The organism is Gammaproteobacteria bacterium (assembly GCA_019748175.1).
Lineage (GTDB): Bacteria > Pseudomonadota > Gammaproteobacteria > JAIEPX01 > JAIEPX01 > JAIEPX01.
The window spans coordinates 33,561-47,210 of the sequence record JAIEPX010000020.1; the positions used below are offsets into that span (position 1 = coordinate 33,561).

11 protein-coding genes are annotated in these 13,650 nt (G+C 40.4%); 8 read left to right on the forward strand and 3 right to left on the reverse strand.

From position 1 onward, the window contains the following. The first annotated feature begins 51 nt into the window (after window positions 1–51). The 5 genes from K2X50_08710 (at window position 52) to K2X50_08730 (ending at window position 7,214) form a co-directional block, all read left to right on the forward strand. Window positions 52–1,350, forward strand: a complete 1,299-nt coding sequence (locus K2X50_08710) for a TolC family outer membrane protein (protein MBX9587324.1) — start codon at window positions 52–54, stop codon at window positions 1,348–1,350. 186 nt (window positions 1,351–1,536) lie between these two features. Then, on the forward strand, window positions 1,537–3,663 hold the full coding sequence (locus K2X50_08715; GenBank protein ID MBX9587325.1) for a type I secretion system permease/ATPase: 2,127 nt from the start codon (window positions 1,537–1,539) through the stop codon (window positions 3,661–3,663). Between the two features lie 12 nt (window positions 3,664–3,675). Then, window positions 3,676–4,920: an HlyD family type I secretion periplasmic adaptor subunit gene (locus K2X50_08720; GenBank protein ID MBX9587326.1), complete on the forward strand. Its 1,245-nt coding sequence runs from the start codon at window positions 3,676–3,678 to the stop codon at window positions 4,918–4,920. Window positions 4,921–5,119: 199 nt separating this feature from the next. Then, window positions 5,120–6,040, forward strand: coding sequence for a recombination-associated protein RdgC (locus K2X50_08725; GenBank protein MBX9587327.1), 921 nt, complete (start codon window positions 5,120–5,122; stop codon window positions 6,038–6,040). 244 nt (window positions 6,041–6,284) lie between these two features. After that, window positions 6,285–7,214, forward strand: coding sequence for a pyridoxal-phosphate dependent enzyme (locus K2X50_08730; protein MBX9587328.1), 930 nt, complete (start codon window positions 6,285–6,287; stop codon window positions 7,212–7,214). A gap of 63 nt (window positions 7,215–7,277) precedes the next feature. On the opposite strand, the gene K2X50_08735 is transcribed toward K2X50_08730, so the two are convergent. Together K2X50_08735 and K2X50_08740 are read right to left on the reverse strand one after the other, a co-directional pair. Then, window positions 7,278–7,895: a hypothetical protein gene (locus K2X50_08735; protein ID MBX9587329.1), complete on the reverse strand. Its 618-nt coding sequence runs from the start codon at window positions 7,893–7,895 to the stop codon at window positions 7,278–7,280. Between the two features lie 10 nt (window positions 7,896–7,905). Beyond that, window positions 7,906–10,014: a hypothetical protein gene (locus K2X50_08740; protein MBX9587330.1), complete on the reverse strand. Its 2,109-nt coding sequence runs from the start codon at window positions 10,012–10,014 to the stop codon at window positions 7,906–7,908. Between the two features lie 185 nt (window positions 10,015–10,199). Here K2X50_08740 and K2X50_08745 point away from each other — a divergent pair, with 185 nt between their 5' ends. After that, window positions 10,200–10,928, forward strand: coding sequence for a class I SAM-dependent methyltransferase (locus K2X50_08745; protein MBX9587331.1), 729 nt, complete (start codon window positions 10,200–10,202; stop codon window positions 10,926–10,928). Window positions 10,929–11,030: 102 nt separating this feature from the next. Next, window positions 11,031–11,639: an outer membrane beta-barrel protein gene (locus K2X50_08750; protein MBX9587332.1), complete on the forward strand. Its 609-nt coding sequence runs from the start codon at window positions 11,031–11,033 to the stop codon at window positions 11,637–11,639. Window positions 11,640–11,643: 4 nt separating this feature from the next. Here K2X50_08750 and K2X50_08755 read toward each other — a convergent pair whose 3' ends face one another. Next, window positions 11,644–12,006 (reverse strand): hypothetical protein, encoded by a 363-nt coding sequence (locus K2X50_08755; protein MBX9587333.1) that lies wholly within the window; start codon window positions 12,004–12,006, stop codon window positions 11,644–11,646. Window positions 12,007–12,185: 179 nt separating this feature from the next. Between K2X50_08755 and ubiD the strand changes: the two genes are divergently transcribed. Continuing rightward, entirely contained in the window at window positions 12,186–13,649 is a 1,464-nt protein-coding gene (ubiD, locus tag K2X50_08760) for a 4-hydroxy-3-polyprenylbenzoate decarboxylase (GenBank protein ID MBX9587334.1), read from the forward strand. Window position 13,650: the final 1 nt, after the last annotated feature.

Sequence of the window (13,650 nt, forward strand, 5' to 3'; positions counted from 1 at the left end):
CGTACGGCCAGGCATCGTTATTTAGATGCACATCAGAACTAGGAGGGTTTCATGCGACTTCGACATTGGAAGGTTGTAGGGGCAGGGCTATTGTTGAGCATTTCAGCTCAGACATATGCTGTCACATTATCAGAAGTATCTCGCCAAACGCTTGCCACGAATCCCGAAGTGCGCGCTTCTTTAGCGAATCGAACCGCCCGAGCTTATGAAGTTAATCAGGCAGTAGGTCAATATCTTCCGCAATTTAGTGCTCGTGCCGCTGGTGGTCGTGAACGAGCTGTCAATCCTACAGTGAGAGCCTTGAAAAATTCAAAAGGCCATTTGACTCTAGATCGCTCTGAATTTTCTTTGACAGCCAGTCAATTAATTGTTGATGGCTGGGGTGTGGGCAGTTCTATTCATGAGCGTGTTTTTGATTCACGTAGTGCCAAATTTGATTTACGCAATACCTGCAACAATGTGATGCTACAGATGGCTGAGGCTTATCTGAATGTTAAGCGACAGCGGGAAATTTTAGTGATTGCGCAAAAAAACGTTAATTCACATAAAGAAACCCTGAGAAAAGTTCGATTACGATTCAAGGGTGGGGCAGGTACACGTGTTGATGTTGAGTTGGCTGATGCTCGATTAGCTCGATCAGAAGCTCAATTCCGCGAGTCTAAAAGGTTGTTGGAAGAAGCTGAAACCCGTTATTGTACAGTCGCGAATCAAGCTCCTGCGGTCGATTTAGCAATGCCAATACAGCCTGTAAGATTCCTTCCTCGAAATCTTTTTAATGCAGTTACCATTGCGATGGAAAATAATCCTGCCATTTTAGCATCGATCAATACTTCTCAAGCAGCAAAGGCGCATATTGGAGTTATACGCTCCCGTTTTTACCCCAGGGTTGATGCAGAATTAACGGCTAGAGCAGACAATAATCTCAGTGGTGTAGAAGGCTCTGATGGTTCTGTGATGGGGATGGCCGTCTTGTCGTATAATTTTGTTGCAGGCGGAAGTGATGTCGCTGCTTATAATACTGCGGCATTCGATCGTGTACAGGCTCAGCAAAAATCTCTCGATATTGCACGTAAAGTGAGAGAGCGAGTGCGTGATGCATGGTCAAATTTTACATCGAGTCGTGACTCCATATCCATATTCAAAGGGTCCGTAAACGCTAATACACAGGTTGTGCGGGACTACATTAAACAATTCGAACTCGGTCAGCGAGAATTATTTAATGTGTTAGACGCCCAAGATGATTTATATGCCGCGCAAAATGCTCTTGTTAGCGCTAATTATGATAACGCCATAGCGTATTATCGTGTCTTGGAAGCGATAGGAACAATAAGTCTTCAATCTTTAATCTAGTAGGATAGGGCACCAGCACTCTTGTGCTTCTCGCTACGATTGGTGGCGCTCTATCCAGGCTCTCCTCGCAAACACATTTTCCCGTCAAGTGGCGAGATCTGTCACTATGTTCTACACTTTCATCAAGGGGTCTAGATAACTATATCTAATACCCAATTGTGTTTCCTAGGATGGGAGGTAGTATCAGTGAACGCAGAAGCTCGAAGTCAAGATAAATTGTTGACTTGTTTGGAAGCAATTTGTGGATTTTTCGATTTACGTTTTTCAGCTGATTCAGCAATTTCCGGATTGCCGCTTGTCGAAGGTAAATTAACCCCTTCGCTGATGCAGCGAGCGTGCGAACAAGCGGGTGTAGAGGCTAAGCTAGAACAAATTAAATTTGAGGCTCTAGCTGAAATTGATGTTCCCGCCATTATAATCCTAAAAAATAATGATGCTTTAGTACTTACTAAATCATCTGAGCTGAATAAATTTGATGTTTTGAAATCGGATGATATTCATCAGCCTGTAACTATTTCCAAAGAAGAATTATCTAGAATTTACGGTGGTTATGTTATTTTAACTTCACCTATCGTGAAATTAGAAGAAAGAAGTCAGGGGATGGTTGATATCGAACAACCCTCATGGTTTTGGAAGGTTTTATATAAAAATAAAAGATTGTATCTTCATGTAATGATCGCGGCATTTCTGACGAATTTATTTGTGTTGGTTGCCCCATTATTTGTTATGAATGTGTATGATCGCGTTGTGCCAAATCAAGCAATGACAACATTATGGGTGTTGGCTATTGGTGCGATGATATTTTTCGCATTTGATATGGCGGCTCGAATGTTACGTCATTATCTCATCGATATGGCTGGACGAAATGCGGATAAAGAACTATCGGCTACCTTGTTTAAGCAATTGATTGGATTACGTATGGCGAGTAAACCCTCTTCTGCGGGAACAGTTGCCGGATATTTTAGTGAATTCGAGGCGTTACAAGAATTTTTTACTTCAGCAACCTTTGTAAGCTTAATCGATATACCTTTTATTTTTCTTTATTTACTCGTCGTGTGGATTATTGGTGGCGTAATAGTGTTAATTCCACTCATTGCGATACCGATAACTATAATTGCTGCTTATCTGCTCGAAATTCCTAGTCGTCAAGCGATAAAAAATACGTTGGCAGGTGCTACATTTCGCCAAGCTTTGTTAGTGGAAGCTGTGAGCGGATTGGAATCTATAAAAGCATTGAACGCGGAAGGCATTATGCAGCGACATTGGGAAAATAGTGTTGCTAAAACAACAGAAGCGGCTAGCATTTCTCGATTTTATTCTGCTTTAACGATGAATTTAACCGTTTGGGTGCAGCAAGTGGTTGTGATTGCCGTTGTCATTACGGGAGTCTATTTGATTGCTAGCGGAAGCTTAACGGTGGGTGGTTTGATCGCCTGCACAATTTTAGCAGGTCGTGCAATGATGTTAGGTCAGGTCTCTGGATTATTAAACCGTTTGGAAAGATCTCGTGCTGCATTGCGCGGATTAAATCGAATTATGACAATGCCAACTGATAGAGGGGTGCGAGATAGTTTTTTACAGCGCCCTACTTTGAAAGGAAACGTTAGTTTTGAAAATGTCACATTCTATTATCCGAATGAACGAATCGCTGCCTTAGATAAAATTAATTTTCAAATTAAAGAAGGTGAGAGGATTGGTATAGTCGGTAAAATTGGCGCGGGTAAAAGTACTTTGCTGAAATTAATTAATGGGCTATATGCGCCCACGCAAGGAATTATTCGTATCGATGGATCAGATAATACAGAAATAGATCCTGCTGATTTACGTCGAAATGTGCATTATGTATCTGACGATAGCGTACTATTTTATGGAACGATCCGAGATAATATTGCTATGGGAAATCCTCGTGCAAGTGATGATGAAATTCTTCGCGCCGCGCAATTGGCAGGTGTTGATAAGATTGTGCAAATTCACCCTTCAGGATACGACATGCCAGTCGGTGAGCGTGGGCAACTACTTTCTAGTGGGCAACGAACAGCCGTTGCATTAGCACGCGCACTGATAGCGAATCCTTCGGTATTAATGCTGGATGAGCCCACAGGGTCTGTTGATAACGGTTTTGAGCAAGATTTTATGAAAGCGCTGCCACCGTATTTAAAAGGAAAAACTTTAATTGTTGTGACACATCGTGCCTCTGTTTTAGATTTGGTGGATAGAGTGCTTGTGATTGATGGAGGTCGCTTAGTGGCTGATGGGCCTAAAGCTTTAATACTCGATAAATTATTAAAGCCTGAAACTAAGCCAGAGAAATAAGGAGTTATTCATATGAATACTGACAAGGAAAATCCTACAGATTTAAATGAAAGGTCATCTGAGAAAAAAGAAACTCAGACTGATTATATTGCAGATAGTCAAAGTAGTGTTTATAGGCATGTGCCCCAAAAAGCGGCAAATGCACTTTACCTGCTTTTGGCAGTGATTGTTATCACTTTTATTTGGGCTTTTTTTGCAAAATTAAACGTTTCAACAAATGCAAACGGAAAAATTGTGGCTTCGTCACAAGTCCAAGCGGTTCAACATCTTGAAGGTGGCATTGTTAAAAAGATTGATGTTAAAGAAGGTGATCATGTTAAAAAAGACCAAGTTTTATTTGTTTTAGATGATACGCGTTTTGCTTCCGAATATAAGGAAGGATCAACGAAATTGGCAGTATTAAAAGCAGATATCGTGCGGTTAACAGCTAAAGTTGATGGCGCTGAAAAATTAGAATTTAATTCAGAATTTCAAACGTCATATCCTGAACAGGCTGAAGAGGCGAATAAATTTTTTACTCGTGATAAAGAAGCATTTAATAGAAATATTGCATTGCTTAATAAGCAATATCAGTTATTGAAAAAAGAATTAGATATAATGTCGCCATTGTCAAAACAAGGCGTTGTATCTGAAGTGGAAATTCTTCGCTTGCAACGTCAAGCTGTTGCACTGCAACAAGCAATAGAGGATAAGAAGAATATTGAGACTGATCAAGCGCGCGAACAATTGAACAAAGCCCAAGGCGACTATTCTGTTCTTCAAGAGACGCTCGCTGAGTCTAGAGATAAAATGCTTCGTTCAGTGATTAAATCACCAACGAATGGTATTGTGAATCAGGTTTATGTGACTACGGTGGGTGAAGTTGTGAAGCCCGGAGAAACAGTGTGCGAAATAGTGCCAATTGAAGATGAATTAACGGTACAAGCATATATCAGACCTTCTGATATCGGATTTATTACGGTGGGTCAAAAAGCTAACGTAAAAGTGAGTGCTTATGATTACTCAGTGTATGGTGGTTTAGATGCTACTGTACAAAACATTGGTGCTGATGCCATAAAAGATAAGCAAGATAATAGCTTTTATGAAGTGAATTTACGTACGAAAAAATCATATCTTAGAGGGAAAGACAACAAGAAATTAATTCTGATTCCTGGAATGACGGTGACAGTGAGTATTCTCACGGGCGAGAAAACTGTGCTCAGTTATCTGCTCAAACCCTTTACTAAAGCAAGAGAAACGGCTTTGCAAGAACGCTAATATGTCAATCAAAGGGGTCAGGCATGCAAATTTGCGTGCCTGACCCCTTTCTTCCGAGAAATCAACAAATATCATTTCCAGTACCTATGCAGCAGGAACTGCGGAGCTCATGACTGTAGTTTGGAGGTTTTGAATTCCTCGTGTTAAACTCACTCCTTTGGGTCTCCAGTAATAAGACTGACACTAAGGATGAGCAATCATGTGGTTTAAAAATGTTCAATTGTTTCAATTTCAAGAACCGTTTCGGTTGAATGCACAACAGCTAGAAGAAAAGTTATCGGAAAATGTTCTGCAGCATTGTGGGCGAACGCAATTATCGAGTTACGGGTGGGTGAGCCCTTTTGGCGATGAACGCTCTCCGTTGGTGCATGCGTGTGAAAACCGTTTGCTATTTATGGCGGCTAAAGAAGAGAAAATTCTACCCGCTGCTGTTGTCAACGAAGCGCTTCAAGCTAAAATTGCAGAGCACGAAGCTTCTGGGCAGGGTGAGTTGTCAAAACGTCAAAAACGTGAACTGCGAGAAGAAATTCAATTCACACTGTTAGCCCAAGCTTTTATCAGAACTCGTCGAACTGCAGCTTATATTGATCCAAAGCTTGGGTTGTTGATTATCGATAGTTCAAGTCGACCACGTGCGGAAGAGTTAACTGTATTATTGCGAAAAAGTTTAGGGAGTTTAAAAATTCAAGCATTGAAAACAGAATTAGATCCTAAACAGGTAATGTCTGAATGGGTACTGAAACAACAGTATCCGGATGAAATAGAAATGGCGGATAGTTGTGAAATGTTAGCAGCAGAAAAAGATAAAGGTATCATTAAATGTCAAAAACAAGATCTTAGTGCAAAAGAAGTTGCTAATCATCTTCAATCAGGAAAACATATTAGTCGGCTTGCACTTCGTTGGGCGAGTAAACTGGCGTGTGTTTTCCATGAGGATTTAAGTATTAAGAGCATCAAATTTTTGGATGTCATAAAAGAACGTCTTGAAGAAATAGAAGCAGAAACGCGCGCTGAAAGAATTGATGCTGATTTTGCGTTGATGTCAGCTGAATTTTCGGCACTAATTAATGACATGATGACTATGTTTGGTGGATTGGTAGAAGAAAAAGTTCCAGCTTAAGCAGTATTTCCAAAAATGGACTATACTGTGACGTACCTATACCAGTCATCGCGAGCGCAGCGTGGCGATCTAGGACAAGCTTCTGGATCGCCATGTTGCGCTCGCGATAACTAAAATTTGCGATTGCTCCTTGTAGAAAGTTTGTGCAAATTCTAGGGTAGGTGAGAGCCCCTGATTTATCGTTGAGCCGACACCGCTGGTAAAGAGCGCTTCGCATGAACCAGAATTCTTGATGAGGAACGTTATGGCAAATAGTAATCGACCATTGCATGTAGTGACTCCCATTATTCAATCAATGCCCCTGCAAAAATTAACCGGCCAGTCCATTTTTTTAAAGATGGAATGTTATCAACCTGTCGGTTCATTCAAAATCCGTGGTTTAGGAAGATTGGCCCAGCATTATGTTGCTCAAGGTTACAAGCAATTGATTTCATCTTCTGGGGGTAATGCAGGTGTTGCTGCGGCCTATATTGGATGGCGATTAGGTGTAAAGGTAAAAGTTTTTTTACCTACAACGAGTAATGCGTTATTCGTGGATGCGATAAAGCGTTACGGGGCTGAAGTAGTGGTCACGGGAGATGTTTGGGATGAGGCTAATGCGGCTGCATTGCGCTCATTAGAATCTGAACACGCAGGATTTATTCCTCCCTTTGATCACCCATTGATTTGGGCTGGTCATGCTACATTGATCGATGAAGTTGCAGCAGAAGGAATAAGGCCAGAGGCTATCGTTGTTGCCGTCGGTGGGGGTGGTTTAGCGTGCGGTGTCATAACAGGGCTTCACAATTTTGGTTGGTATGACATTCCTGTGTTTACTGCTGAAACAACGGGTACTGCATCATTTAAAGCTTCGATGGATGCTGGCGAACTTATTACATTGCCCAAAGTTTCAGGCATAGCGACTTCTTTGGCGGCAAAACGAGTTACGCAAAGGCTGTTTGATTTTTCTAAACAACATCAAATAATTCCGTTGGCTGTGAGCGATGAAGATACGATTATGGCGTGTCGTTCATTTTTGAATGATCACCGTGTGTTGTTAGAACCAGCCAGTGGAGCTCCGCTTTCACTTGTTTATAATAAACATCCTGCTTTATCAGAATATAAATCAATTTTAGTGATCGTTTGTGGTGGCATTGGAATGTCTTTAGAGAAGCTCATTGAATTTACTCTGTAACGTTTCATCTCAATTTTTGTCCATTTATCCATGGATGTGTATGCTTCTCTAGCAATGATATAATTACAAAACTGGGCTTTGTGTTTTGCCATTCGATTCTGAAGGTGCTTTGGCAGATTTAACAGTTGCGGTTATTGTTTTACTATTGATCTCTTTAATTTTATTTTCTTTTTCAGCTGTAACTGTTTCGTGGAGCGATTCTATTTCTTTCAGGAAAAAGTCGTTTTCGACTCTTAAACGAGCGTTTTCTTCGCGCAATCCTGTTACTGTTTTTTGAAGGGTTTCGCACGTGTTTTGTAATCTATAGATTTCAAGTTGCAGAGGTTCTATTAATTCTTTTTGCTTTACTAAATAATGTTCATGAAGCTGAGTCATTTGCGCAATATGAATAGATTGAATAGAGAATTCATCCGAGTGAACAAGATTTTCGAGAGTTGAAAGTAGTTTATTGTGGAAAGTATACGGGGCTATCGTACGCCAGAAAGATGATGTTGATCCAATGTAATTTAATAAATATGATCTAATTTGGAGGGGGTCCGTCGTCTTCTTGATTCGTTCAGCAATGATTTGGATCTCATCGGCAATTTCTTTGGGTGCGACATTGTAGGAAATAAAATGTTGTGCAAGATATTTCTTCATTTCGCCTAAAACGGCCAATATGTATTTGGTGCGGATATCCATGTGATTCTCCCTAATTGTTGAGTTTTTCATGAGGAGCGCAGGGCTCAATGAGTTTTTCAGGTGGTTGTGAATTGAATACTGCCGAATGGGCAATAATATTTTGTGCCACTTTATTGATGCCTTTATCGAAACTCGAAATATAACTGCGGCATTTGAGTTGATATAAAAACCAAAAGTTCCCTTTGGAGCGCAGTGACGCTAGGTCTTTTATGCGAGAGCTGATGTGTTCAGGTGAATATTTTGAAAGCAATTCTTCAATAGCAAGGTATTTCTTATGGTATTTTTCATATTCGGCAAAAGTTTTTATGCCTGCGCAATGTCTGATCAGTTGTGTAAATAATTCATTGTTAGCTACCTCTAGGGCTTCTTGTTTATCAGGAGAATTGTCTTTTATGGTTGATTGCATTGTATTTTTTATGCCGAGGAGTATTTCATCGAAATTTCCGTTGTCTAATTCCATTAATTTAATAGTCTTAATTAACTCGAATAGTGAGCTGTCAACTTTTGTTTGAGTGTTGCAAATTTCGTCAAAAGGATTTGTTGAGAGTGGTGATTCTGTGCTTTTTTGGTCGATTTTTTGCTCGCCAAAAGGGTTGTAAGATTGATTTTTGTGTGGCAACACTGTTAGATCTTGTAATTTCTTGAGGTCTTCTTTTTTCGGGGTTTGGGTGCTAATAGATTTTTTGATTTCTAATAATTTAGATTTGACTACGTAAAAGCGCTCGCAATCTTCTTGTGAGATAGTGGTCGTGTGTATTGATCGGCTTATTTCTTTGATGATTTGAAATATAATGTTGATATCGACATCCAGTGTTTTTTTGTGTTCATAATGGCCGAATATCTTTTCAAGGATAGAGATCCTCTTTTTAGTAATATCTATATTGGATTCAGTGAAGTAGCTTGACCATTCCAGGGTAAAGAGTGCTGTATAATAGTGGAAGAACTTCTGTAGTCCGCTAAAATTTTTATCTAGCATTTCATTATTTGAAGTTTGTAATTTATCTTCTAATGACTTTAGATGTGTAAGAATATCGGATATTCTATCAATCTCGATGGGATGTTTTGATAGTGAACGGATGCTAGAGAAAAGCCAAACATTTTTTTCCATAAATTGATAACGGAAATTACGATAGACAAAAATACCGGGAAACCAAGGTTCCGAATCTGGTACTAGCCTTCTTTTGTAAAAAGACGCCGGAACTAATATCATAGATTTTTTGTTTCTCCAGGCAATATACTCATCATCACAAGTAAAAATTCCTAGATTGCAGAGTGACAGTCGTTGTGCTTCGTTCCCGTTTTTCAGGATGTATTCTATAAATTTTTGAAAATATTCCGGAGATAAATCATTGCTCTGTGGTTTCGGTATGTCAAAATCTTGAGTAAATAAACCGCTATTATGCAAAAACTGAGTGGTATAATGAATATGATCGCCGTAGGTAATGTTGTTTGTTGCCGCGGCAAGTTGTAGTCTAGTCAACATAACTTGACTTAGCTCAATTCTGAATTCTATTAATTTCTTCTTTTCGTGTTCTAAATATTCACCATAATCGGAAGCGATAATTTTAGAGATCTTTCGCCTATGTTGAAGATATTCAGCTGCTGCATAGTAATGATATTGTTCGAAAAAATCCGCTATGTTGTTAGCGACAAACCATAATGCGTTGACATTATGAGAGGCGTAATGGGTCTCATCTGAAAGCCATTGTTGCTTTAAAGGTAACAGTTGACTCTTTTCACGTGATGATTTTTGTTTAGAGAGAATATCATTCCATAGCCCGGCGTTTTTTAACTGCTTTTGTTGTTCTAAGTGCCAAGAGCTAATGTTGTTTAATTTTGGAATTTCATTTAATTGATACACTGAGAAATGAGCGCTTTGATAGTCTTTGTCATATAGCTGTTTAATGACTGTGGTTAAAAAAGTAGCTTCTTTTGAGCTAAATGATTCGGCTCCAAGGTTTCTTGAATGTTTAAAAAGATCGAGCGCAGATTTATATGCGCGAATGCTTTCGGGCGATAATGCTCGGAGAAAATCAAATTCGTTGCGTTTGAGCGTTGTGTCTTCATATAGATTGTGTCTTGTTATATGATGATCCAAGTCAAAGGGTGAGAATTTCATAGTATGCTCCAGTTTGTTGAGTCGTTAAAATGAGTCAGATCCCAGGTGCTTCAAGATCTCAGAGTGCTGATCTATTCATCAAGTTGGCATTAGGGTAAACTATCTTTTTTTGTATGGCGTTACGTAGTAATACGAACTAGATTTTTTGGAATTCTGCCAGTTAGTGGGATGTAATGATGTCTCTTGTGTCATGGAATGAAATTTTTTATATATGTGTGTTTATTGGGTGTGGAGTTTTGGCGCTTCGCGCAGTATCGAAAAAAGTAATCAAGAAGATTAAGATGTCCTTGTTTGATTCGCGCGTTCAACGTGTAGAAGAATTAGTAGCCAAATTATATTCTGGTGAAGAAAATCCTTATTATATTTCTGTGCGCTATCGAGAAGAGAATCATATCGAAGGCGGGCAGTTCACTTACGGTGAAATTGTAATCCGCTCTTTTGCGCATTTGTTAAGCTTAACTTTACCTGTATCGGGTGAGGTTTTTTACGATTTAGGGTGCGGGGCAGGTAAAGCCGTATTTTGTGCATCACTTTGTTTTCCTTTTTTGAGGGCTAAAGGCGTTGAATTACTGAGTCCCATGTTTGAGTTTTGCTTAAGATCAAAAAACCGATTTATTCAGCTAATAACTGATGATGGTTATTTTAAGAAAAATAAGGTTGATATTGAATTTATTCGAGGTGATTTGTTGCAAGTAGATTTTTCTGATGGAAATATATTCTTTTTAAACGCAACATGTTTTTGTGATGACGATTGGAATAAGCTTATAGCTAAATTATCTCAGTTGCCGATAGGGGTTCGTTTAATTATCGTTACACGTCACCTCGAAAGTGATGTTTTTGAGCTAATAGAAAGCGGAACTTATGCCATGAGCTGGGGGTTTAGCTCTGTGTTTGTTTATCGAAAAATTCTATGAATTTTAGTCCGCGCGCTTTTCAATGAAGAACAGTTGTAGAAAGTCCGCGGGTAGGCTAGTATTAGCCCCTATTGTCTATGGGCCACTAGTAGGGAGACACGGATGGCAAAAAATAAATGGATATTCACTTTTGTTGTATTAATCGCAGCTTTTTTTTCTGCTCAATCATTTTCTTACTATGATCCTTCTGGTGTGAATGTCGGACTTCAGTTTGGGTATGGTAATACGTCTTACAATAAAGCATTGTTTTCAAGATTGGATATTAGAGAAGATGGTATTGCCGGTCGGATCTATCTTGGAAATCAATTTAATCAATATGTCGGTTTAGAATTGGGCGGGGTTTTCTATACGGAGACTGATTTAACCCATGATGCAGGTCGGATTCGCACTGAACAATTGGATCTCCTTTTGAGATTGGGAAGCCCAATTTTTTGCAGTCATTTTAGGGCTGATTTAAAGCTTGGGGCTGCTGTCATGTTCATTGACATTGATCCAACTGATGTTGGAAGAGCTCAAGGTATTGCTCACGAGTTTTCGACAGAAACTAGACCCGCGGCAGGTATCAGTTTCGCGTACAATTTTAATAGAAATATTGCGATGGATGTTTCTTATCTTCATGTATTTGGTAATCGAAAGAGTGATTCACATCAAGCGCCTGACACTCAGTTAGCAACCTTAGGACTTAGCTTTTTCTTCCCAATCGGCTGCTAATAAGTTATTTGTGGTATTGAAGCCTGCAAGAGCCCTCTTCGCCTGGTGTAATCCCTGTGACTGGCGTGACTGTGAAAGTTCCTGTGCCATTACCAACATCCCCCGCCCAAGTGCAAATGGGCTCTTCCATTTGAATGTCTGAGCCATCGCTATGTTTGATGACGCGAAGATCTAATTGACCGGTACAGCGCGTTAATGTGGGGTCGCAAGTTCCCATTTGCCCGCTCAGAACATGTTCGTTGTAGCGATTAAAGATATGGGCGTATTCTTTTACATAAATACATCCCTTGGTTTGATTAATAACGTGGAAGCCAAATGCAGGTGCTGCGAGGCTGGCGACTAGTAATGCTGGAATTATTGATTTCATTTTGTACTCACTCGTAACTTTATTCAGTAGATTAAACTATAGCATTATTTTGTGAAATTGCCCAGTAGAGTAATAAAGGGGTCGGGTCTCCCGTTGGCTATCTGCAATATAGCCAACGGGAGACCCGACCCCTTTATTTTAGACTTGACCCCTCTCCTTGCCCCCCTTAGACTGCAGCTATGGCTTATAAAGATTTAAGAGATTTTGTTGATCAACTGAAGGCGCGTAATATACTGCAACGCATCTGCGTGCCCGTCGATCCCTGTCTAGAAATGACCGAGATCAGTGATCGTGTCCTAAGAGCTCAAGGCCCTGCCTTATTGTTCGAAACCCCCAAGAATTATGATACTCCCGTATTGACTAACTTATTTGGCACGGTCGAACGAGTCGCTCTGGGTATGGGTTGTGAAAAGTTGAGTGAATTACGTGAGCTTGGTGAGCAATTGGCTATGCTCAAAGAGCCTGAGCCTCCCAAAAGTTTGAAGGAGGCGTGGCAAAAGCTTCCGCTCGTTCGGCAGGTCATGGCAATGTCGCCAAAAGTGATGAGCTCAGGCCTTTGCCAGGCCCACTATTGGCAAGGAAACGAGGTGGATTTAGGGCGCCTGCCTATTCAGACCTGCTGGCCAGGTGATGCTGGGCCGTTGATCACATGGGGTTTGGTCGTCACTCAAGGGCCGAATCAGAGCCGACAAAATCTGGGGATTTATCGTCAACAAGTGATCGGTCGAAATAAAGTGATCATGCGATGGTTGGCGCATCGCGGTGGTGCGTTGGATTTTCAAGAATGGCAAAAGCAAAATCGTGGTGAAAAATTTCCTGTATCAGTGGTGCTCGGAGCAGATCCTGCTACCTTGCTCGCGGCCGTTACTCCTATACCCAATCATCTTTCTGAGTATGCATTTGCCGGTTTATTAAGGGGCTCAAAGACCGAACTAGTGAAATGCATGACCAATAATTTAATGGTTCCTGCGCGCGCAGAATTTGTTTTAGAGGGTTATATAGCGCCGGGTGAAATGGCGACTGAAGGTCCTTTTGGTGATCACACCGGTTATTATAATGAAACTGAGCAGTTTCCGGTGTTTACCATCGAGCGCATTACGCATCGTCAGGATCCAATCTATCATAGTACTTATACAGGCCGACCTCCCGATGAACCTGCTGTGCTTGGTTTGGCATTAAATGAACTATTTATTCCATTACTGCGAAAACAATTTCCAGAAATTCAGGATTTTTATTTGCCCCCTGAAGGATGCTCATATCGAATGGCCGTTGTCACAATTAAAAAAGCCTATCCTGGTCACGCAAAACGCGTGATGATGGGAGTGTGGTCATTTTTAACTCAGTTTATGTACACAAAATTTGTTGTTGTAACTGACGATGATATTGACGCGCGAAATTGGCAAGATGTTATTTGGGCAATGACAACGCGCATGGATCCGCATCGCGATACCGTGATTATTGAAAATACTCCAATAGATTATTTAGATTTTGCATCGCCTGTTGCAGGATTGGGATCAAAAATGGGTTTTGATGCGACGCACAAATGGCCAGGAGAAACTTCACGCGTTTGGGGACATCCTATTGAAATGAGTCCAGAAGTAAAATCGCACGTTGATGCTCTTTGGGATAAATTATTTTTGTAAA